The sequence below is a fragment of the Sporomusa sp. 246TCP1 genome, assembly GCF_057319775.1.
Genome location: NZ_CM170492.1, coordinates 2,501,709 through 2,525,377 on the forward strand (window position 1 = coordinate 2,501,709; position 23,669 = coordinate 2,525,377).

Consider the following 23,669-nt stretch of genomic DNA (forward strand, 5'->3'; position numbering starts at 1 on the left):
TAACTCAATTTGCAACCTGGCAGCCATAACATTTTTGTCTTAGACCCACGGTTTTGCGTCCTCATTTTTCAATGAGTTTGCTTAACATTCAACTATTTTCATGTAAATTTTACCACCATTTATATGACAAGTCTAGCTAAAATGTTAATTCCGTCCTCCTATTTGCATGCCTGCTTTAACAATATAACAAAGCCTTTCCGCTCCCTTTTCAATTAATTCTGTTCCGCGCTCTATACACTCATCTAAAGACATCGGGCCGGGAACGATACTCATCACTCCGTCAATCCCCTGTTTTAACACCTCTTCATGTCCCTGTCCCAAGCCACCTGAAATACACAATACAGGAACATTATATTTTTTGGCTAATTTAGCCACTCCTACAGGGGCTTTGCCAAAAGCCGTCTGAAAGTCGGTGCGTCCTTCACCAGTGATCACAAATTGAGCCGATTTCACTATCGCTTCAAAGTTAATGGCCTCAAGAACAATTTCCACGCCTGGCCTCAGTTTAGCGTTGGTAAAAAGCAGGAATCCGGCACCAAGTCCACCGGCGGCACCTGCTCCTGGGTATTCTGCTACCTCTTTGTCTGTTGCCTTTTGTGCTTTTCCGGCAAAATGCCGCAAAGCCTCATCAAGCTGGACAACCATTTCCGGGCTAGCGCCTTTTTGCGGCCCATACACAGCAGATGCACCTTTTGGTCCGCACAAAGGGTTATCTACATCACAAGCCACCATGATCTTTGTATCCTTAAGCCGTATGTCAATTCCCGACATGTCGACACAATCCAGGTTGGCTAAAGCGGCTCCTCCGTACGGAAGTTCATGTCCTTTAGCGTCCAGGAATTTTACTCCTAATGCCTGCGCCATACCGCTGCCGCCATCATTAGTAGCACTGCCGCCAATACCAATAATGATTTTTCTTAGACCCCTATCAAGAGCTGCTTTAATTAATTCTCCTGTACCATAGGTAGTAGCAATACGGGGATCTTTCTTATCCTTAGGTACAAGAGGCAAACCTGAGGCAGACGCCATCTCAATAACGGCCGTTTCGCCGTCTCCCACAATACCCCAAAGGGCATCTACCATATCACCAAGCGGTCCGACTACAGGTTTAACTATAATTTGACCGCCAGTAGCCGTTACTAAGGCTTCTACTGTTCCTTCCCCACCATCAGCTATTGGCAGCTTTATGACTTCTGATTCTGGAAAAACTTGACGAATTCCTTTCTCAATGGCATTTGCAGTATCCACTGCTGACACACTACCCTTAAATGAATCTGGTGCAACTACAATGCGCATATCTTACCTAACCCTTTCTTGTATCAGGTCATTTTCTTTTAATTAACTTTAAATGATTATGTCTCAGAGCAATCTAATATACCGGAATATTTTGTCTAAACATCTCTGCAATTATTGTTTCCATAGTATACAGTCCTGGAGGTTGGCCTATAAGACATTTCACTGCAAAAATAGCCCCCTGACCAAAGGCTGCCCTGTTTATGCTTTCATGCTGCAACCGTATAGTCTGATTAGGCATCCCAAAGATGATCTCGTGACGCCCAACAATTCCACCAACACGAATAGAATTTAGGTGTTCTTCCTCATTGAGACCTAGTAAATTCGCAATTCTCTTTGCCGTTCCAGACACTTCGCGTTTTCCTTTAAAATGTTCCTCTACAATTTCAATATCTGCGTGAGGGGCTATTTTTTGCAAAATTTGAGCTGCTACCATCAAAACGTTAATTCCTAACGTAATGTTTGGAGAATATAGTACCTGATTATACTTTGCAAGAGATTTTATCAGATCTATTTCCTCCTGTTCGTATTTTGAAATAGCAGATACTATTGGAATTCCTGCTTCCGCTGCCTTTCTATATAAATAAACCCCTGAAGAATCCGAAAAATCAACAAGGGCATCAACCGGCCTTTCAAGAAAAAAATCATTATCGACATCCTCAATAGAAAAAATCTTACCTGCATCAAACTCATATCCCAACAAGCGGCTTGCATATTTGTGATGATCCGCATAACCTTTTCGAACCACCCATGATAATGCAAACTGACTGTCATTCAAGAATTCGTGGGCAATTACTTTGCCCGTTTTCCCAAAACCGAAAATACCAATCCTAATTTTTTTCAATACTAACTCCTCCTTAAAAACTGTAGTTATTAGTTTTTTGCTACCTTCATCCTGCATGATCGTAGCTAACTGATAAAATCAGTCTTTGAGAAGGACACCTAAAAAAACCTATTAACTGGTTTTTTAGTACTGGCAGGACTAATTTATCCTTCTCTTTCAACGCCTACGAGGTTAGCTGACGGATTCGGACAGAAAGAAATTTGCCCTACCTGTTTCACAGGATTCACCCCAAAAACGGGTCCCCCGCTTCCATTAAAAGGAACTCGGCGATTGCCTTATGGATATTAATGTATTTTTAAGTAAAATGATTCATAAAAGTCTTTCTGGCAAAAATGTAATATTAGCCATCCCAAAAATGCCAAAGAGAAGCCAATAGTGACAGGCTCCTCCATAAAACACAAATATGTTTTTTTATATTGTACACTATTTATATAGTATCGTCAACTAATTAAAATCCATTTAAATACAAAAAATAAATATTTTTCCATGTAAACCATTCTAGTAAATGTCCTATAAACCCTGCCTGGAATCGCTGCTGCGCATTAGCTACTCTAATATCAGGACATATGAATAATACTGACCGTAAGAACCAAGAGACCCTGAGTTTTTTAAACTCAGGGTCTCTCGTGTACTACATCGAAGCCATTTTCCTGCATTGTTCTGCACACATCCGGCAGATGCTCGCACATTCTTGACAGTGCTCATCTTTGAACATTGCACATTCTTGTGCACATTTCTCGCATACTTGAGCGCAAAGCTGGCAATGTGCTTTGGAAAACTGCCCGTTCATTGACATCATCGAAACAGACATCTGGCACATCATAGCGCATTCAACCAGCATGCTTACGCAGCTTTTCCTAGCGTTTAGATCCGGCTCGTTTAGGCATGCGTTAAAGCATTCATAACAGGCTTGTTCACATTTTTGACATGCGTCAATACAGAATTGCATTTTGTTTGTAACTGGTGCAACTACTCCCAAGATGATTCCCTCCTAAGTATTATAACCCGACTTTTACAGTTAGAAAGATAAAAGAAGTTCATAATTGTTGAATTTACTGGCTTTATTCAAGTTGATTCATATGTAAAATTTGTTATGCTACAGTAATATTTTTCAGGAATTTATTAAATAGCTCCTGCCTCGGATAAATATTGTAAAAACTTGTGCCGAACGTGTCCTGGATTATCTTGTAGTCCATTGCGATTTCATCTCTATCGGAATATGCCAAAGTGTCTACTATTTCCCCTTTTTTGTTTAGCGCTTTTTGAAACGCGATCGCACCGCCGACATCGTCAAGGTGAATGATACCGCCTTTCAAAACCTGGCATGTCGCAGCCCCCAGAGTTCTTGCGATTCGTTCGGCTGACAACGCTTTTTCTCCCATGCGGTGCTGAATGATTCGGATGATGAGAAGGGCGACGAAACAGATCAAGAAATGTGCACGGATATGTTCAATTTTTCTAACGAACACGGGTCTGGCATAAAGATCTGTTTTCATAATCCTAAACGACTGTTCTATCTGCCAAAGACCGCCGTATACCTGCCGCATTTTGCGCTCATCGTAGTCAAGTTCGCTGCTGATAATGCAAAAATAGCCATCATACATCGCGTCATGCTCCGCCTTTTCTAAATTCACACTGCGGAGCTTTTTCGTGTTTCCCAGTATCTCCCCAGTTTCCTTGTCAACGATAGCTTCTTTTGTATATTCGTCGACACCTTTTTTGATACTATAGGCATTGTTTTTGACCGAACGCGCAGCTTTTTCCAGTTTTTCTTCCCGTTTACGCTTTGCCATGTCGGCTTCAGTCTTCTTCCAATATAAAAGTACTTTTCTTACTCGGATTTCTTTTTTTCCGTCCTTGTCCTTACCCTCGTATTCTTCTTCGAACAGCTTGTATCTGTAGGTACCCTGTTCGTTTGATGTCCATCCACTTTGATCAAACAGTTTTTCATTGTAGCGTTGTCCTTTTTTCCCTTTTATTATCTGCGAAAAGACAAAACCGTCACCGTTGTTCACAATTGCGTTGATATTCTTCGAAGAGTTGAGGCCTTTATCGGCAACTACAATCAGTCGTCCTAACCCGTACGAATCCTTGACATCCTTCATTGTCGGCTGAAGCGTAAGGGAATCACTTGTATTTCCTGGGAACATCGACATATTGACTGGTAATCCGTTGGAATCCATAAACAACCCCATTGCGACAATAGGGTCAGTGCGGTGTTCTTTCGATACGCCTCTTTTTCGCAGATCCTCTTCGCCATTTGGGAAATCGATCTCGAAGAAATAATTAGTCACATCATAGAATGCATAGGAAAGGTCTCGACCGATCGTTTCTTTAACACGTTCGTTTAAATGCCGTTGCAACTCCACCTCAAAATCTGCGAAGTGGTCAAGCGACCTGTAGACATCTGGCAATGTAAAATCGGTGCACATCCCGTAGAAGCCGTCCTTCAATTGGCATGAGGCGCGTTTTGAATCTGGATGAAGAACTCTTGCCAACACTAAGAATTTAAAAATGTCGCAGGGTGAATACTCCACCCGAAACTTGCGTGATTTCTCAAAGTTCTCGATGAATGAATTGATTTCGAGCAGATTATAAACGGCTTCCAGGAACTTGTATCCGTAGTTCTGTCGCCGATTTTCTTCACCATACATCATCGCATTAGCTGCAACTTCGATTCGTAAGGGAACAGTATCTTTAAAGTTATCATCGAATTTCACTACCATAGCCATGAAAGCTTCGGGATCTGGCTGATCTTCGAGATAACCAAAACTTTTAATCGTACGCTGCTTTGTGGGTAGCCCTGGTCCAGGGCGATACCCTTCGACAACACGGATGTGAGTCTTAATAACGCCGCCACGCTTTACACGATCTTTTTTAATCATTGAATATCACCTCATTTACATTATAGCATATCTGTAGCATAACATAAATAAAAACGCATAAAAAAATGCGGAAGTCCGCATTTTACAAGTAGATTATTTCACTCTGTCTGCTCTCTATGTTCTGCTAACTGTAAAAGTCGGGTTCACATTTTTGACATGCGTCAATACAGAATTGCATTTTGTTTGTAACTGGTGCAACTACTCCCAAGATGATTCCCTCCTAAGTATTATAATTGTATTACAAAATTTATTATTAACTTCAGCACAAATTTTATCCGGTGCTATCAATCAATAAATTTCTCAGTAAAGCCTCACAAGATCACCAGGTTAATGAACTTTATCTCACCTTTTATTAGAGATACCCATCCCATTTACCTTTTATTCTCTAGTACTCCCCAGTTCTGGAGCACCTGTGTTTAGGGTTTGCCGTTAATTAGCGGATCTTTGCCTCCCTGTGTCCTGAATAAAAAAAATTCTTCCAATACCTCCCCAAATCTCTGGATAGTGTCTGTTGTGTCTTTTCCCTCGATATACTGCCGATCAAGTTCTTCAGATAGTTGCCAAATTTTATCATACAGCTCAGTCTCTTGTTTCTTAAAATCCCGGTATCTGATATTCATAAGTCAGTTAAACTCACCCTCCTTATTTTATCTGGAGGCTTCTATGCCCTCCTGTAATCACCCATGAATGGGAATTTTACAGGAGGAAATTAAAAAGGATCACATATGCAGGATTATTTCTACCCTACACATGCGATCCTAATCGATCTTTGCAACAGCATCAAGCTACAGGAAGCAACTCAAATAACAGAACCCGTCAGCGTGTCCTGCCAAACCTGTATCAAGATATGATACCATCGAATATTGCATGCAGTCGCACAGCCTTCTGCCTTAACGCGCCAATCATTACACCCCGATTGTCAAAACTTGTAATTCAGCTAACAACCGGGTATAATAAGATTGTCGTCGTGGACAGTTCGCTGTTACGTGTAGGTGTGTGTTCACCTGCTCGTGCCTATAGGTGCGCCAACACCTATGGGACACGGCGACCTAACTTTTTAATTTCCACCTATTACTAATATTAGTACTCTTTTACATGAATTGCAAGTACATGAAGGCAAAAAGATTAATAACCTCGCCTTCTTTTATTTTTCTCTTTGATAAACTCTCGTGCATTTTTCATTCCGCCCATTTCCGCGAACATAGCAGTAATCTTTTCAGTCTCAATCTGCTTTGAATTTAAGCCCTCATACTTAGCTTCTTTTTTCAGCTTTACATAATTGGCAAACCGGTCCGCAGACAGCAAGCCATTGTTTATGGCTTTTTGTACTGCACAGTTTGGCTCACTAGTATGAGTGCAATCATGAAATTTGCACTTTGTTGATAGTTCATCAATATCGGCAAAGGCTTTTGTAAGATCAGCGCTTTCGATCCCGAGTTCCCTCATTCCTGGAGTATCAATAACAACGCCGCCACTCGGAATAACAATTAGTTCTCGCCTGGTCGTAGTATGCCTACCTCTATCATCGTTCCTTATATCTTTGGTTTGAAGATCGTTTTGGCCAATGAGTTTATTTATCAAGGTCGACTTGCCAACACCAGATGAGCCGATAAATGCGATAGTTTTACCACTACCAAGATAGCTTTGAACAGATACGCATCCATCCGCAGTCAAACTCGAAGTAACAATCACATCAACCCCACAGGCGACAGTATCAAGTTCTAACAGCTTTTGAGGAAGATTATCGCATAAGTCAGCTTTAGTAAGCACGATAACGGGAACTGCCCCACTATCCCAGGCAATTCCAAGATAACGTTCTAATCTGCGAAGATTATAATCGTTATTAAGCGACATACAGATAAACACCGTGTCAATGTTTGAAGCTACAACCTGTTCATCATTCGATGTTCCCGCCGCCTTTCTAATAAAGGCACTTTTCCTTGTCAGAACGTGATGAATGATTGCATTCCCACCGGTATCCTCATTTCGGTCAAGCATAACGAAGTCGCCCACCGCCGGATAATCAGATAAAGTTTTGGCATCGAAACGAAACTTTCCGGAAATTTCCGCTGCCAACTCACCATTCTCTGTTACGGCCTTGTATAGGTCTTTGTATTGGGAAATGACACGCCCAATATAAAAACTCGAATATAAAGTAGACTCAGTAATAAACCTTCGGCTGAGTCCTATATTTTCCATATCTGTTTTACTCATTTTCATATCCCTCCAAAAGTTTTTAAGGGTAACTTTTGGGAGGTATATACATTAATTTATTTTGTATGCACCTCCCGCATTGTTACAATCTCCACTGCACTTTTATTAAACATAAAACAACAACTCCTTTCAATACAAGATATATATTACCGTTTGATGATATCACAAAAACATTGAATTTTAAAGCGCTCAATAACTTACCTAGCCACATTCAAAAACAAAAATTTGGCCAAGGTTATTTAATTGAAACACACGTTTTTATTATTTGTTATTAAAACTCCCAAGCACTCTTCCCTGCAATGCTAAATCTGGATGAATCAGCAATTTTCCTAAAGTAAACCCGGGATTAAACCCGGCTACTTCAATCACAAATTGATATTCACCCAGTCTTTCTTTTGTAGGCATGTCATGCAAAGTCTGTACCTTGTAACCCATTTGCGCCAAGATATAATAGCTTGATTACCGAATTATTGGAACCGGATACCACAGCCACTGCTTTATCGCGTTTGACAGCGCTTTCTCTTTTAGTGTAATCACCCAAAAGCGGGTAACATTTGTCTGTGTACGAAACGGTTTTTTTCAAAAAAGTCTGTTAACCCATATTGAGTTTGATGGTAAGTAAGTCTGTATTTATGGGTATGCTACTAGTAACTAAGTTTAAAGAAGGGGTTGCATTATGAAACTTATTTCTGTTGGCGCTGATGCACCAAACTTTACTTTGACCGACAACAATGAACAATATGTCACCCTAACAAATTATCGCGGCAAAAAAGTACTTCTTTCCTGGCATCCATTGGCTTGGACACCTGTCTGTACCGATCAAATGCGCGCTCTTGAAACTAACTACCAGACATTTCAGAACCTCAACACTATACCCCTAGGCTTTAGTGTTGACCCCACACCCTGCAAAAAAATATGGGCTTATGCGTTACAGTTAAAAAAGCTGCAAATTCTAGCCGATTTTTGGCCGCATGGCAAGGTCGCCATGGATTACGGAATTTTTCGTGAGCAAGACGGCTATTCCGAACGGGCTAACATTATTGTCGACGAAAATGGCAAAGTAATGTGGGTGAAAGTTTACCCTTCCGCACAGTTACCTGACATTAATGAGGTTTTAAACATATTGTCAAACAACACCAGCAAATAGATTTAATAGCACCCGCATTGGCAATGTCATTAAGTTAAGGAATTGAACAAGAATATCAAAAAGAACCGAGTACGAAAAAGCGTACCTGGTTCTTTTTTTTTTACAAAAATGCAAAAAGAGGTTGACAAACAACTTAAAAAATGCAGCGAAGCTCCTTGAAAATGAAATACATTTTTGGAGGTTTCACCCACTAACATAACGAGATTTCTCCGAATATCCAATAAAATCAAGGGTTGGGGCAATATGATGTAATTTTGATGTCGCGATTCGTCTCACGGAAAGCTCTTGTAGAACTCTATTGACAAAACGTGTTCAATCTAGCTATAATGTACTTGTTTAATAAGTACACCATAGTACAAAGGAGATGCCGTGTGGAAATTATCATCAGCAGTAATACGAGCAAGCCGATATATGAACAAATCACCTCGCAGATTAAGGCAATGATCATGAGCGGAGAATTACAGACGGGCGACCCTATTCCGTCTATGCGGGCATTGGCAAAATCTATTCATGTCAGTGTTATTACCGTACAAAAGGCTTACGAGGATTTGCAGCGGGATGGCTTCATTGAAACTACAGTTGGACGAGGCAGTTTTATATCGGCGCAAAATAAAGAATTTTTTCAGGAAGAACAACAGCGAAAAGCAGAAGAGCATTTACAGGAAGCCGTGAATATTGCACGTATCAGCGGTATACCGCTCAGCAAGCTGCTTGAGCTTCTGACTATGTTTTACCAGGAGGGGGATTAACAATGGAACCTATTTTGCAGGTTGAAAACCTGACGAAACAATATCCTGATTTCAAACTGGATCATGTTTCTTTTTCTATTCCCAAAGGCACTATCATGGGGCTGATCGGTGAGAATGGAGCCGGTAAAAGCACCACAATTAACGCTATTCTTGACCTCATCCGAACAGATGATGGCACCGTGACATTTTGGGGACATGAACTATCCTCTGACCCCAAGCAAATCAAAGAGGATATCGGCGTCGTGTTTGACGGTATCAACTTCTATGAAACCCTTACACCGGCCAAGGTCGGCAAAATCTCGGCTGCCGCCTATAAACAGTGGGATGAAGCCATTTATAATGGATATTTAAAAAAATTCCAGCTCGCATCCGACAAGGAAATCAAAACATTTTCCAAGGGCATGAAGCTGAAGCTTTGCATTGCGATAGCACTCTCTCATAAGCCAAAGCTTTTGATTCTGGACGAAGCGACCAGCGGCCTCGATCCTGTCATGCGCGATGATGTGCTGAACAGGCAAAATGAAAAGTTTGATTTTAAAAGATTTGTATAACATCGGTCACAACGTAAAATCCATGTTTTTTATGCTGCTGGTTTTTGCTTTTATTTTTATCCCTTTCAGCGGACCGGAAGCCTATATTATCGCCAGTGGTATTTTATGCAGCATGATGGTTATTACTACGTTCAGTTTTGATGACAGCTCTAAGTGGATGAAATACGCTATGGTTACCCCAGTTACCAAAAAGGACTTGGTATCCAGCAAATTTATCGTTCTGCTGATTTTCTCGGCTGTCGGTGTTATCACCGGGTTGGTGATTGGTTCTATTGGCGGCATCATCGTCCACAAAGTTGATTACAGCAACATAAGCAGCATCCTCACTTTGCTGTTTATTACTGTGGTTAGTTTGGTGATTGCTGAGATTTTTGGCAGTATGTCCATCCCTCTTCTATTTAAGTTCGGTGCAGAAAAGGCTCGTATGCTGTCACTTGTTGCTTTAATTATTCCCGCTGCGATCTGCTTTGGCGTCTATGAGATTCTGACCTTTTTTGGCGTTTCTTTTACAGATAACTTTGTGTTTATCCTGCTGTGTTGCTCCCCGGTGATAGCACTGGTTTGGAACTTTGTTATGTACAAAATCAGCTATATGATTTTCTCAAAGAAGGAACTTTTGTATTAATTGATTGGAGGTATCTGATGATATCTTTTCTCAAGGGAATACATATGTTTTCCCCCCTGATACTACAGTAGAAGAAGCCTATCATATATGGATGGAAACCCCAGCAGCAATTTATGTTGCACTAAAAAACACACAGATAGTAGGTACATATTTCTTGAAACCAAACCAGCCCGGTTTAGGCTCTCACGTCTGTAATGCTGGATATGCTGTAAGTTCTAAAGCACGCGGAAAAGGAATAGGTCAGGTGATGTGTGAACATTCCCTTAAAGAAGCGAGAGCCTTAGGATTTAAAGCAATGCAATATAACTTTGTAGTATCAACTAATCAAACAGCAGTTAATCTTTGGGAAAAGTGCGGTTTTAACATAGTAGGCAGGTTACCTAATGCCTTTAATCATAAGGAAATCGGATTCGTAGACGCCTACATAATGTATCAGCAGCTAATTGATTAGTAACACAAAATGAAAAAACACCTTAAAAATTACCTACCATACGCATTTCCAAGGGCTTTGGACCGTTACTCGGACAATTCCAAGTCTTGAATGACATGGCGCACACTTTCACCGCATACGGCTCTCCATATTCCGAATAAATTATCGTCGGTTTTGTGCCTTTCTTGTCCGGATCTGCACAGCTCCATTGTATTGCCGGGTGTCTCTTTTTTCAAAGCTCATTTTTCGTCGTTACAGGAAGTTCCAACAGCCTGTCGAATTATATAATATGATATAGAATTAAATTAAGGAGTCGAAAAAGTGCCCATGACATTACATCATCACTTTAGATTATGGACATTTCTGCTTATCGTTATCCCCAGCCTGCTCATCATGACGATATACACCCTTGGCCATATCTCGGTAGCTAAACAACAGAATCTGGATATGCTCCAGCAGCGGGTACTTTTACAAGATCGGCTAATAGACTACTGGATAACGGAACGGGCCGCCGATGTTCGCAAGCTTAGTCAAATAGAAGCTTTTCAAACGTTAAACGACCAGCAGATGAAACATACCCTCGATTTTGCGCAACAGGGTGACAGCAATTTCGATTCCTTATCCTATATCAACAAAGACGGGATTTTCATAATGTCCACCCTTAAAACTGGTATTAAGTACCCGTCTGCAATTGGCAAGCCTTACTATGAGTCTGCGCTAGCGGGAAAAGAGTATATTTCCGATATCGTTGTTGGACGAAATAGCGGCTTACCCATAGTCAATTTTTCCTCCCCTATTTACGACCACTCGGGAAATTTTCAAGGACTGATCCTTGGATCTGTAAGAATGTCAACGTTAGAAACCCTCTTACAGGATAATTGGATAGGTCAAACAGGCGAGGTATTTCTGGTTAATCGCGAAGGCATAATGCTAACTGAGCCGCGACACATCCACACTTTGGTTGACAAGGGAATTATCAAAGGCCCTATCAAAATGAAGTATAGGATTACTGACGATGCTTTTCGAAATATCCGGCTTGGCGAGTCCGGTACAGCCACCTGGATCGATTATCAGGGTAATAAAGTAATGGGAGCTTACTTGGATGTGCCTAATCGAGGCTGGACGCTCATCGGCAAGATTAATGAAAAAGAAGTTCTTGTTCCTATTTATAACCAACTAGCCATGATGGCGGGTGGCACCATTTGTATGCTTTTGCTAATTCTTCCTCTGGCTACATGGCTAACCAATCAGATTAAACAGCCTATCGACTGGTTAATCCGACAGTCGAAATTGGTCGCTGCCGAAGAATACCAAATGGTCGGTCAAGAAAAGCTATCGAAAAATTTGTTACACGAGCTATTGACCCTTTGCGATACTTTCATCAACATGAACTGGAAAATCGAAAACACTGTCAGCCAACTCAAAGAAAAAGATGCCAAGCTTGAAAGCAAAATAATTGAGATACAGGACATCAATGCGATACTAGAAGAAGAAATAGCCGAGCGGCAGACAGCTGAAGAAGCACTTCAAGAGCTAAATGCCGAATTGGAACAAAAAGTTCAAGAGCGAACAATCGCAATATCCCATTATTCTAATGAGCTCGCGGCTACGAACACGAAATTGCTCACCCTAAATGAAGAACTAAGGCGAACATCCCAAGCTGACGGCCTCACACGCATTGCCAATCGCCGTTATTTTGATGAGATTCTGGAACGGGAATGGCAACGAGCAAGACGGGAGAAAAAGCCCTTGTCATTGCTCATGATAGATATTGATTTCTTTAAAGCTTACAATGACACGTACGGCCACCTAACCGGGGACGACTGCCTGAAATTGATTGCAAGGTTGCTGGATACCATACCGAAACGTTCTGGTGATATTGCTGCCCGCTATGGCGGAGAGGAATTTGCCATTGTGCTGCCTGATACGGACGAGCAAGGCGCAACAAGAGTTGGAGAAAGAGTACGGGGTGGTGTCGAAAAGCTAGGTATCGAACACACAGGCTCATCTATCAGCACACATGTCACCGTTAGTATAGGCATAGCCATTATGGTGCCTGATTCAGACACCACACCGTCGACTATCATTGCTGCGGCTGACGGAGCCCTTTACCAGGCAAAAAGAGGAGGTCGCAACCGGATAAAAGTAGCGGAAAAGATCTTGGAGGAAAAGGACGACTTCACCAATAATTATACTATATAGTTACACAGCACTCGGATTACCACCCTTCTCCAGTACACTATTCACTATTTAGCAAAAAGAATCTTTATCGTAGCCTAGAAACACAAGCCGCCACTCTAGGTATTTCTACTAGCCGGATGTGACATGGAACAGGCTCAATACGTAGAAACCATTCTCCAAGAGCACAAAACAATAGCAGTTGGGCGACTAGCTTAAAATGCTTATATCTAATTAAGCTTAATTTCATCAGAACCTTATAACCTTGGTCGCAGCGCCTCTGCAATAAGATGCGTTTCGTAAGTTAACACCCCACTCGCCAACAACAAGGCTAGATAGGCAATCCCGATCTTTAGTCGAAACCCTGGATCAGTATCATAATAGGAGTCATTGCGATGCTTCCAGAACTCCCATGCACGATGAATAGCCGCCAACAAAACTAATACTACGATCGGACTAAAGCTAAACCAAATAAGAATCCCAATCAAGGGAATTCCCAAAAACCAAATATATGGAGATACCGCACTAGCAATCCGCCCGCCATCAAGCGGCGAAGCCGGGATGAGGTTAAATAACGTCAGGAGATACCCAGTAAAAGCCAGCGAGAAAAGCAGCGTTGAATGAAATACATAAGCAGCTGTATGAACAACACCTGCTGCTAAAAAACCAAACAGCGGCCCACCATAGGCGATAATACTTTCAGTTGCGGCATCCTTAGGGGATTCCTTAATACCAATTAACGCTCCTAGAAAAGGGATAAAGACTGGAGCCGTTACAGGGATGTTTTGCCGCTTTGCAGCATACATATGCCCATATTCGTGGACTGCAATAAGCGAGACAAAACCGACCGCCCACCAAATACCATAAAACCAAGCATACACACCAATCATCGCAAACATAGATACTGTTGTAAGCCCAAATTTACTAAACTTAAACAAGAAAAAGATTCCCTGAAGAAAACTCAGAATAGTCTTCCATTTTAGTATAGCCAGCAGAACAGTAACCGCCCCGCCTAACCCGAATCTTTTGTACCATGGCTTACGCGAAGGTAGCGGGGGAGTATCCAACAACTCTTTCATTTCGTCTTCTCTATTCAAAGCATTACCTCAATTCTTTATCAACACTCTTGCTAATTCGTACATATTTTAACAAAGAGTGTTACGGGTGATAACCCGAAAATTTCAGACCACCAAATATTTACTATTCGGATCACTGCTTTCTTCTGGACATAAACCCACTCCTTGAGTATAGTCTGTACCAGCATTATATCATACCATGCTCTTGCTCGGTGTTTGAAACTTTGTTTTAATTTCACGCAGATATATCTTAATCACTGAAATTCTCCGAATTTTAATTCTCCCTCAGAAAGTGGACATCAAATTTTCAAGGCTTTTCGTAATATCCTCATCGGTAAAGCAGTATTTCATGTCGATGAAATTACTCCTAAGTTTTGCAACTTCTTCCTTGATGTTTTTATTCTTTAGAACGATGTCCGCTATATATTCTGCCGTCTGTTCAAACTCTTTGTTTCCGAAGCCGAATCTCGTCATTTCAGAAACGCCAAGCCTGATTGCGCCGGAAGCCGAGAAGCCTTCTTCTTCTGGCGTAGCCTGATAGTTGACGATGATATTGTTGTTTTCGAGCCTGTTTGCTATTTCCGGCCCTGTGCCATATCCCACTCTCACAATTACCTGATGAGTTTCCGTGTACGATATGGAAGGATCGCCGGCAACATCCAGTCCGGCATTCTTAAGACATTTTGCAAAATACTTGGCATTTTGGATTATATTCTTCTGGTACTCATCTTTGAAACTGTTCATTTCATATGCTGCCATCAACAGCCCAAGCATAGTACCAAGGTGGTGATTACTTACGCTTCCTGGGAAAGCCCTTGTTTCGATGGTTTCCCATAATCCGAATTTATAATCAGCCTTGTCGTAATTGCCGGCAATGATTCCTCTTTGGGTGCCGAAGAAGGTCTTATGAGTTGAACCTGTGACAATTTCAGCACCTTCAACAAATGGATTCTGGAAGTAATCTCCTACCAGGCCTAGTACGTGGGCCATATCATACATGATAATTGCATTGATTTTCTGTTCATCAATAAACTGCCGTATTTCTCTCACCGGTTCTTTATGCAATACCATGCTTTTACCGAAAATGATAAGCTCCGGTTTATATTTCTCTATGACTTTTTTCGTTTCCTCAACATCGATTTTGAAACTATTATCCTTTTCTACCGGAAAATTGACAACTGCGTTTTTTTCGGTGACAGGATCAATGGCTATGTAGTCATGCAAAGCGCCCATAGGCTGGGCACTCAAGTGTCCCCCCCTGATGATGTGATTGTTTAATACATAGCCCAAACGCGAAGCGTCCTTTTTTCTATTTACCCTGTTTTTGAAATCCATAATCGCACTAAAAACTGCAGTGTTTGCCATCTGACCGCTGACAACTCTTGTTTCTACCGCAGTACAATTGAGGTATTTTTTCAGTTCTTCTATTAATAAATGTTCGATCTCATCAATGAATCCGGTACCTTGATAGTAAAAAACATCGTAGTCATAGAACGATTTCATTTTCTTGTGCTCCGCATACCGGAAAGAAGGATCCATCACCGACAACAGTCTGACAGCGGAAGAAGGGGTTTGCTCAGAGGGGATAAGGTTAATAGTTTCTTTCTGTCTCCATAAGGTGTTCCGACAGCTTCTTTCGATAAGATTCAAAGCTTTGGTCTTGTAGTCTGTTGAACTGTCGAATTTACAATCTACTTCAACTCCATAGATAATCGGTCTGGCAAACGGAGGAGCATCACTTTTCAGATGATACTGCGTGACAACAGCCTTTATCTTGTTTCCTCTGATTTCTACCTCCACATTGTCGTTCAATTCTACATCGCCATTAAGAAGGGCCAGACCGATTGCTCTCGTTGCTCTATCATCGGTAATTATGCTTTCAAGCCCATATCCTTCGGTTTTTAAATATGGCACCATTGTTGCGCTTGTTATGTAACCTATTTCCTTATCACCTTTGAAAACCTTGCATCCTGCCCTGGCAACACCTTTATAAATCAATGCGATCGGTTTTATTATTCTGGGCAAAGCCGCCAAATCGGCAAAATCTCTTTCCATTATCTTTTTATAACCTTCATATTGTTTTGCCAAAGCTTCTCTGCCGATATAATCGCCTTTGGCTGCAGCAAAGCTTACGGCAAATTTAGCCAAAGGGCAGGAGAAAATCGGAATTTCCCTGCCGTCTATGGCCAGTCCCAATTCATGTCCATAAAGAGGTAGTCCGGCTTCAAGCCTCAGCGTATCTCTGGCGCCAAGACCAATAGGCATAGCCCCATACGCAAGCAACCTTTCCCAAATTACGGCTGCCTCAGAAGCTTTAATAAACAATTCAAATCCTAACGGCTCTCCGGTATAACCCGTCCTGGCAATAAGCACTTCTTTACCGTCAAACTTAAGAATATCCAGTGCGTTCTTTACCGGTTCCGTAAGATAAACGCTGCCGGTAAGTTTACTGATGATATTCTTCGAGTCCGGTCCCTGTACTGAAATCATAGCAATCTCGCTAGACTTATTGGTAATTCCTGCGTCAAACTTCGCTATTTCCCGTTGTAAATGTTTCCAATCCTTCTCGGCGTTAGCAGCATTTACAACAAGCAAATACTCATCTTCATAAAAGCGGTAAAGATAAGCATCATCAACCGCTCCGCCATTCTCGTTCGGAATCATGGTATATTGCGCCTGCTTAAGGTCAAGGGCAAAAACATTATTCGTTAAAACATATTGTAGAAATTCCGCAGCTTCTCTACCTGATATAACCAATCTTCCCATGTGGGTAACATCAAATATGCCCGCCTTTTTCCTAGTATAAATATGTTCCTCAATGATTCCCGATTTATAATTGATCGGCATTTCCCATCCACCAAAATCCACCATCTTTGCACCTGATTTTACGTGATTGTCATAAAGTACGGTCCTTTTTAACGCTGTCATATTATCAAACCTCCATAATTTTCTTGAAAAAACCAACCATGAACTCCGCGTTTTTTCGAACCCAAACACCAATAAGTATGGTAAATATTGGTGTTTATCATAATAAAAATATTCTCCTTCAATAAAATAAAATCCTTTATCCAGATAAACTAAATTTTGTGCCAAAACCACAAAATTCTTCACTAAGTCAAAACTATCTAATCCTTCCTCAGATATTAAGCGAGAGATTTCCAAAACTTTCCCTAACTCCGCAACCCCCGGCCACCTAAGACAACCTTGGTTTACTTTTCCCTGGACGTGTCCCTGGTAATACCTTGTCACCCGCTTTCGATGATGCGGCTTGGCGAATGTCGTCCACCTGCCCAATCAGGAAGAAGACAAAAAAAATACCCAGCTTAGTGCTGGGCCAAAGAGAGTGATTTACAATTTGACATATAAATTATATATCTTCATGGTTGTAATTTCAATCATGATATACTTTTTTCAACTTTACCTTGTATTCCGATTCATAACATTTTTAGCTCATATTATATTGGCTATTACACCACTGGCTATTTTTCGTGCTTTTTTTGATACCACTACTTATGAGTCGGTCTACGTGAGACCCTGAGATACCGTTTGACAAATTGCTGCTAACTACACTACAGATAAAGACAATGTGAGGGAAATCATCTATGAGAATAAATTAGCTAATAACGTTTTATATTCTTTTTCACGAAGGAATTCGGCAGTAATCGTTGAATAAAGTTCATGCAGATTTTATGTTGCATTCGTCCTTATTGGGTGTTCCCCATATTCAACATTAGGAGGTCCGAAGACAGAATGAGCGATATATTATCCTATGGGATAGACGTCACCTTATTTATACAGCAGTTTCACGGCCCGCTGGTCGATGGTATTTTCAAAATAGTTACCACACTAGGCGAAGAAGAATTCTACCTTTTAGCTTTACCTTTAATTTTCTGGTGTGTAGATTTTCACCTGGGCGTACGCCTGACTTGTTTGGTACTTACATCGCATTATTTCAATTTAGGCATTAAAGATTTCATACAAGAACCGCGGCCATTTTATTTTCGACCGGACGTAAAGCTCATTCATGCCGAAGGCTATAGTTTTCCCAGCAATCATGCGCAGACAGGACTTGTATTTTGGCTCGGTCTTGCCCACCTGACGCAAAAGAGACATTTATTCTTTACCGGAGGCTTTCTGGTTCTGCTTATAGGGTTTTCACGTATATATCTGGGTGTACATTTTGTTACCGATGTATTGGCCGGATGGATACTTGGGCTACTATTGCTACTCTCTGCTATCACAGTAGAACAGATTGTTATTTGTCGATTAGTAACGCTCTCCCCTAAACTACACTTAATACTTGCCATAATAGGTCCGCTATTGTTGTTGGCAATTCATCCAAGCAAAGAGGTTATCTCTGTTACTGCGGCTCTATCAGGAGCGTGGCTCGGTCTAATCGTCCAGCAGCAGTATATATCTTCGACCAGTACAGTGCCGACAGACGAATGGAGAAAACTTTTCCTACGGATGCTTGCCGGTACATTAGTACTTTTGGCGATTTGGCTGGGCCTTAAGATGGCATTTCCTCAAGAGGGAACAGATTATTACCTTTTCTTCCGATATATCCGGTATTGTTTATCTACTGTTTGGATTACACTCGGCGCGCCATGGCTTTTTGAAATGATGAACGCAGTGCCTGCCAGAAACTTAAACACTATAGCTCGCACAAAACGGACCCAATGATAAAGGCCGTATACATTTACGCGAAATGAGTAAGGATTTATGCAAGATTGGCAAGAAAAAGCACCTGAGAAGAATACAATCTTCCCAAGTGCCAATGTCGCATAAATCTTATTGTACTAAACTGCGACCGGTTGAAAACTTTTATGGAAGTTAAATCTTTTCGGCCCCTCTCTTAAAATTAAATATTGCCGGTAAAATCTTAACAAAATCCTGATAAAATAATCATCCTGTAATTATTGCGGCGGCAGGCATTGTAATATTCTTTCAGCATCTTTATCAGTAATATTTTTACCATAAATTTCGGAATAGTATGTCTTCATTTCTTTTATCATGTCCCAGTTTTTGAATAAGTCAGGGTAGAATAATTTAGCCATGTATATCATCAGCAGCACACTTTCATTACTTACGTGATCCCATGCGTAAACCCCCATTGGCATGCGATATACCCTGCCGTTCCTGACAGCTTTAAGAGATGCCAGTTCGGGATTTTTCATTACAGTATCCGGAGAATCGCCATATGCGCTAAGAATAATTATATCCGGATCCCATGACAGCAACTGTTGCATTGAAGCCTTTGCATGATTATCACTAAGCGCCTCCGGCAAATAATTCCCGCCTGAAACTTCCACATTCCAGTGCATAACGCTCCCTTGTCCCTGGCTGCCCAGCAGACTGCCGTGTAAACCTCCATAATAAACCGAAGGTCTTTCTTCTTTACCTATTTTTGATGTTATAGCAAGTATCTGTTTTACTTTTGTATCAAAATATCTATTATAATTATCCGCTCTTGCAGCGGCATCCGGCCCCAGGAGATCACCGAAAAAAGTTACCTGTTTTTTAAAGCTTTCAATATAATCATTAATGTTCATAGGCCTTTGCTCAGCCGAGAATGCGCATACTGTCCTCAGGCCTGCATCTTTATACTGCTCACCCTTCGTCATGCCGGGAGTGTAAAGCACGAAATCGATTTTCATATCCAGCATCTCTTCCGGTTTTACACCCTTTGAAGTACGGGCATTTTTTATTTCCGGGAAAAGCTTGTAAGCCCATGGTGACTGCTCTGCCATTAGGTATATCCGGTCCCCACTGCCAAGCGTCATTATTTTTTCAGGAGAAACACAGTGCATGCAGGCGATCCGCTTTGGATCTAATGGCACTTCAACACTGTTACCGCACATGTCGGTTATCGTCTTATAACCTTCGGCATAAATTTTCTGGCCAGTCCCAATAACCACGCACAACATTAAAATCAGCATAAAAATAAAACATCTTTTTCTCATTCTAACTCCTCCCTTTATTAAAAATATTTATCAAGGGATTGTTCCACAAAAACGTTTTGTTTATTTTAATTCTTGCCCATTTTCTTCCCCCTTCTTCTTCCCACAACCCGTAAGCCATAAAGTGGATTAATTAATATTAAATTTAACAAAAACTAAATTACAAAAAAATTTATATCATTTATGTTGTGTTATTTCAGCATAATACTTCTACATTATTATCCAATATCCTCCCTGCAACAAAAATGTGATCCGAAATTTATCAGATATTGCTATGTTTTCAGCAAGGACACTACACCATGAAACTATTTTGAGGAGTGGCTCTTGCAACGATTCATTGTTTTTCTACAGCCCAAATATATTGACAATATCCTTCTCCGAAATTTCCCGCCTGCTTGTTTTGCCGACGTTTTTCATCATACTGGCCAGTTTCTGTTCCATGGATTTTCTGACTAGTTCCTGCCCATCCAATGCCCTGAGTTCAAAAAACAGCATAGGATTTACATCCAACCTAGCCCCAATCCCATACAGCACCGCGGCGACATGCTTGCACATGCTTGCCCGGTCAGGGCAACTACAGGTAAAATGGATTTCTTTCGGAGCCGGAAACAATCCATACTTCTTCTCGGTGAATAAAACCCCCAGGTCTTGGGGAAATTTTCCTTCAATCAATTGTTCCAGCGAATCGATCCGATGATTGCACAAGACCGTGACCTGTTCCCATTTCTCACCACTTAAAGCATCAATCCGAATCGCAACCTCGTAGGGCCTAGAGCCGCTGCCCTGCACAAGGGCCTCTACCTTTCCCTTGGATATCTTCAAATTCAGGACGGCATGGTTCCTCACATAGCTTTTGCCCCGGCCAATTCGATTGTCATAATCCGCATAACTCTCAAGATTCTTGTTCCACGCCTTTCCCCACCAGTTTTTAGCCAGTGTTCGCCCTTCAATGAGTACAGGTTCGACAGCGGGATCTTTTTTTTGCAGTTTTGCCAGTGCCTTGGTCGCCTTTTCCCTTTTCTCCGCCACGGATATATACTCTGGAAATCCATAATACCCCATTATTCATCACCACCTAAAGCAAATATCTTCAACAGCTCTGCGTTGTTATACTCTGTAATCCACTGCTCACCACCGGCGACCAGAAGTTCTCCCGATAATTTCTGCTTTTCCTGGATAATGGCGTCAATCTTTTCTTCGATCGTACCTGTTGTAACAAATTTGTGCACCATGACATTCCTGGTCTGGCCAATTCGAAATGCTCGGTCTGTTGCCTGATTTTCAACGGCCGGATTCCACCACCTGTCAAAATGAATCACATGGTTGGCTGCCATGAGATTAAGGCCCACACCGCCGGCTTTGAGAGACAGAACCATATACGGCACATAACGCTCGCCGTTAAACTGTTCTACCATCTCACTTCTTCTTTTCACCGAGGTACCGCCATGAAGCACGAGTCCCTCTTTGCCAAATATACTTTGGAGAAATTCTGCAATCGGCTCCGTCATCTCCCGGAACTGGGTGAAAATAAGAACCCGTTCTCTTTTTTCGCGTATGGTTTCACAGATTTCCCTTAATTGTTCAAACTTTCCGCTATGCTCCGGTTTAAATTCTTCCCGGCCCAAATACTGATCCGGATGATTGCAGATTTGCTTGAATTTCATGATGCTTGCCAGCACCAGCCCCTTGCGCTCCATCCCTTCCACTGCTTCCAGTTTTTCCGCAATCTGCCCAAGCAGTTGCCTGTAAAGAGCAATCTGCTTTTGGGACAAGGTAGTGTAGGCGTTCATTTCCAGTTTGTCCGGCAAATCAGCGATAATAGTTTTATCGGTTTTCAGCCTGCGCAGCATGAAGGGCCGAATCATCTTGCGCAGCTTGGTATAGCCATCCGCGTGCTTTGCCAGCCCTTTTGTAAAGTCAGTAAATTCTTTGCCTGTTCCCAGCAATCCTTGATTCAAAAAATCAAACAACGACCACAGGTCACCCAATCTATTTTCAATCGGCGTCCCCGTCATGGCTATCCTCATTTTGGCGGGAATGGCCTTTACTGCCTTGGTCTGCTTGCTGACAGGATTTTTTATGGCCTGCGCTTCATCGATAATAAGACAGTCCCATTGCCGGTCTTTTAACGTTTCCAGGCGGACTGCCATCCCATAGGTAGTAATGTATAAAAACACTCCGTCCCTGAGCTGGATGGTTTTCGAATTTTTTAAATCGCTTTTGTGAAGTATCTGATATGGCATCTCCGGCGCAAATTTTTCGATTTCCTTTTGCCAGTTGCCGATAAGCGACGCCGGCAGAATCAGCAGTATCTGCCCTCCACTGTGAATCCGTTGGTATTCCAAAAAGGCAATCATCTGCACTGTTTTACCAAGTCCCATGTCATCCGCCAAACAGGCGCCAAAACCAAATTTCGACATCTGGGTTAGCCAGTGATACCCAGTTTCCTGATAGGCGCGCAAGTTCGCGTGAAACGAAGGCTCTACGCCGACTTTTTGCATGGTAGCGGGGTGAGTCAAGGTTTCCTTCATATTTCTGAACCATTGTCCGTTCGTAACCGAAACTGTAAGTTCATCACCTGAAATATCCAGCAGCCTGCCCAGGTTAAGTTCCAGCCGCATGGTCTCTCCGAGCGAAAAGGATTGGTTGCCTGACAGATCTTTAGCCTTTTCAAAAGCCTGCAGAACCGCTGCCAATTTTCTTTTGTCTATTTCAACCCATTTGCCTTTATATTGAACCATTCCCTCCGCCATAGTCAAAAAAGCCCTCAATTCCTGCTCGGTGAGCACTTCATCGCCTACGGTCAATGAAGGCAAAAAGTCCATAATGGCCTTCAGCCCTACTTTGGACGGTTCTTTTTCTCCCACTGTGATTGACAGTCGAATCGAGTTGCTTCTTTTACGCCACCAATCAGGCACTCTGCACAGAATCCCGGCTTCTTCATATAATGTTGTCTCCTTTAAAACGGTATATGCTTCTTCGGTTGTGAGCTTAAGCGGTGAGAACAGTTCCCCGCTTTCTAGCAGTTCCGAAATGAAAGCACTCTTTTCAGCTGCCTTGATGACCGTCGAAATAAGCGACAACAATTTTCTTTCATCCCCGTCGAATTCTTTTAACGCATTTTTCAATGGGGTATGAATTGCCCGCTTGCTTTTGACCGGTTTTGTCGAATAAGTCGCCATAAAGGCAAATGGGTACTGCTCCGCTTGATTCTCGACCAAATGAAAAAACACCCTGCCTGCCACATTGATGTTGGCATTATGATCGGTAAAATATCGTGCGACGGTCCCGTCATATGTTTTTATTTCCCGTTTGAACACAGCTAAGAGTGATTTCCACACCGCTCGAATCCAGTCGTCGTCTACATATTCCATCCCAATGACAAAGGGCAGTTCTTCCTTGAATTTATACAACTCGTCGTCCGTCAAACCCACTTGAACGGCATCCCGACTAAACTCAATTTCGGGCTGTTGGCTCAGTTTTTTCAGCAGCAACTCCGCAAGATGATGAAGATATTCGAGGGAAGGCGAAAACCATGTCTCCTTTTTATTAAATCCAAGCTGAAACAGAGCGCTATATTTATCGTCTTCAAACGCCGTTATCCACTTTTTTAGCTCAGCCGCCGGTTGAATAGGCAAATCATCAATAACAAAGTCCTTCGGCAAAAAACAGGCGTTCAATACTTGTGCTTCTTGTGTTTTGGGTCGTGGCATCAGC

General features: G+C 41.9%; 18 protein-coding genes and 2 riboswitches. Of the genes, 7 read left to right on the forward strand and 11 right to left on the reverse strand.

What is annotated here, in order from left to right; translation table 11 throughout:
• Positions 1–7: 7 nt before the first annotated feature.
• A riboswitch (cyclic di-GMP riboswitch) is annotated at positions 8–92 on the reverse strand.
• Positions 93–144: 52 nt separating this feature from the next.
• The 6 genes from AC1ECB_RS11995 to rsgA all read right to left on the reverse strand — a co-directional run bounded on the left by AC1ECB_RS11995 (position 145) and on the right by rsgA (position 7,236).
• Positions 145–1,296 (reverse strand): glycerate kinase, encoded by a 1,152-nt coding sequence (locus tag AC1ECB_RS11995; RefSeq protein WP_485668906.1) that lies wholly within the window; start codon positions 1,294–1,296, stop codon positions 145–147.
• Between the two features lie 73 nt (positions 1,297–1,369).
• A complete protein-coding gene (locus AC1ECB_RS12000; RefSeq protein WP_485668907.1) occupies positions 1,370–2,137 on the reverse strand; it encodes a 4-hydroxy-tetrahydrodipicolinate reductase in 768 nt (255 codons plus the stop codon).
• Between the two features lie 146 nt (positions 2,138–2,283).
• A riboswitch (cyclic di-AMP (ydaO/yuaA leader) is annotated at positions 2,284–2,416 on the reverse strand.
• 352 nt (positions 2,417–2,768) lie between these two features.
• Positions 2,769–3,116 (reverse strand): four-helix bundle copper-binding protein, encoded by a 348-nt coding sequence (locus AC1ECB_RS12005; RefSeq protein ID WP_485668908.1) that lies wholly within the window; start codon positions 3,114–3,116, stop codon positions 2,769–2,771.
• A 112-nt stretch (positions 3,117–3,228) separates the two neighbouring features.
• Entirely contained in the window at positions 3,229–5,022 is a 1,794-nt protein-coding gene (locus AC1ECB_RS12010) for an IS1634 family transposase (RefSeq protein ID WP_485668909.1), read from the reverse strand.
• A gap of 416 nt (positions 5,023–5,438) precedes the next feature.
• Positions 5,439–5,642: a hypothetical protein gene (locus AC1ECB_RS12015; protein ID WP_485668910.1), complete on the reverse strand. Its 204-nt coding sequence runs from the start codon at positions 5,640–5,642 to the stop codon at positions 5,439–5,441.
• 505 nt (positions 5,643–6,147) lie between these two features.
• A complete protein-coding gene (gene rsgA, locus AC1ECB_RS12020; RefSeq protein ID WP_485668911.1) occupies positions 6,148–7,236 on the reverse strand; it encodes a ribosome small subunit-dependent GTPase A in 1,089 nt (362 codons plus the stop codon).
• Positions 7,237–7,912: 676 nt separating this feature from the next.
• Here rsgA and AC1ECB_RS12025 point away from each other — a divergent pair.
• The 6 genes from AC1ECB_RS12025 (at position 7,913) to AC1ECB_RS12050 (ending at position 12,940) form a co-directional block, all read left to right on the forward strand.
• A complete protein-coding gene (locus AC1ECB_RS12025; RefSeq protein ID WP_021170978.1) occupies positions 7,913–8,383 on the forward strand; it encodes a redoxin domain-containing protein in 471 nt (156 codons plus the stop codon).
• A 371-nt stretch (positions 8,384–8,754) separates the two neighbouring features.
• Positions 8,755–9,132 carry a GntR family transcriptional regulator gene (locus tag AC1ECB_RS12030; protein ID WP_485668912.1) on the forward strand — a complete coding sequence of 126 codons (378 nt, stop codon included), beginning with the start codon at positions 8,755–8,757 and terminating at the stop codon, positions 9,130–9,132.
• A 2-nt stretch (positions 9,133–9,134) separates the two neighbouring features.
• Positions 9,135–9,683: an ABC transporter ATP-binding protein gene (locus tag AC1ECB_RS12035; protein WP_485668913.1), complete on the forward strand. Its 549-nt coding sequence runs from the start codon at positions 9,135–9,137 to the stop codon at positions 9,681–9,683.
• Positions 9,652–10,308, forward strand: a complete 657-nt coding sequence (locus AC1ECB_RS12040) for an ABC-2 transporter permease (protein WP_485668914.1) — start codon at positions 9,652–9,654, stop codon at positions 10,306–10,308. The genes AC1ECB_RS12035 and AC1ECB_RS12040 overlap by 32 nt, the downstream gene beginning before the upstream one ends.
• A 4-nt stretch (positions 10,309–10,312) precedes the next feature.
• Positions 10,313–10,759 carry a GNAT family N-acetyltransferase gene (locus AC1ECB_RS12045; protein ID WP_485668915.1) on the forward strand — a complete coding sequence of 149 codons (447 nt, stop codon included), beginning with the start codon at positions 10,313–10,315 and terminating at the stop codon, positions 10,757–10,759.
• Between the two features lie 306 nt (positions 10,760–11,065).
• Positions 11,066–12,940 carry a sensor domain-containing diguanylate cyclase gene (locus tag AC1ECB_RS12050; RefSeq protein WP_485669326.1) on the forward strand — a complete coding sequence of 625 codons (1,875 nt, stop codon included), beginning with the start codon at positions 11,066–11,068 and terminating at the stop codon, positions 12,938–12,940.
• A gap of 233 nt (positions 12,941–13,173) precedes the next feature.
• Here the strand turns inward: AC1ECB_RS12050 and AC1ECB_RS12055 are convergent, their stop codons facing one another.
• Together AC1ECB_RS12055 and gcvT are read right to left on the reverse strand one after the other, a co-directional pair.
• Positions 13,174–14,013, reverse strand: a complete 840-nt coding sequence (locus AC1ECB_RS12055) for a site-2 protease family protein (RefSeq protein ID WP_485668916.1) — start codon at positions 14,011–14,013, stop codon at positions 13,174–13,176.
• Positions 14,014–14,277: 264 nt separating this feature from the next.
• A complete protein-coding gene (gene gcvT / locus AC1ECB_RS12060) occupies positions 14,278–16,920 on the reverse strand; it encodes a glycine cleavage system aminomethyltransferase GcvT (RefSeq protein WP_485668917.1) in 2,643 nt (880 codons plus the stop codon).
• An 822-nt stretch (positions 16,921–17,742) separates the two neighbouring features.
• Here gcvT and AC1ECB_RS12065 point away from each other — a divergent pair.
• Positions 17,743–18,675: a phosphatase PAP2 family protein gene (locus AC1ECB_RS12065; protein WP_485668918.1), complete on the forward strand. Its 933-nt coding sequence runs from the start codon at positions 17,743–17,745 to the stop codon at positions 18,673–18,675.
• A gap of 233 nt (positions 18,676–18,908) precedes the next feature.
• On the opposite strand, the gene AC1ECB_RS12070 is transcribed toward AC1ECB_RS12065, so the two are convergent.
• The 3 genes from AC1ECB_RS12070 to AC1ECB_RS12080 all read right to left on the reverse strand — a co-directional run bounded on the left by AC1ECB_RS12070 (position 18,909) and on the right by AC1ECB_RS12080 (position 23,665).
• Positions 18,909–19,955, reverse strand: a complete 1,047-nt coding sequence (locus AC1ECB_RS12070; RefSeq protein ID WP_485668919.1) for an ABC transporter substrate-binding protein — start codon at positions 19,953–19,955, stop codon at positions 18,909–18,911.
• 342 nt (positions 19,956–20,297) lie between these two features.
• Positions 20,298–21,014: an SWIM zinc finger family protein gene (locus AC1ECB_RS12075; protein ID WP_485668920.1), complete on the reverse strand. Its 717-nt coding sequence runs from the start codon at positions 21,012–21,014 to the stop codon at positions 20,298–20,300.
• On the reverse strand, positions 21,014–23,665 hold the full coding sequence (locus AC1ECB_RS12080) for a DEAD/DEAH box helicase (protein WP_485668921.1): 2,652 nt from the start codon (positions 23,663–23,665) through the stop codon (positions 21,014–21,016). Before AC1ECB_RS12080 ends, AC1ECB_RS12075 begins: the two co-directional genes overlap by 1 nt.
• Positions 23,666–23,669: the final 4 nt, after the last annotated feature.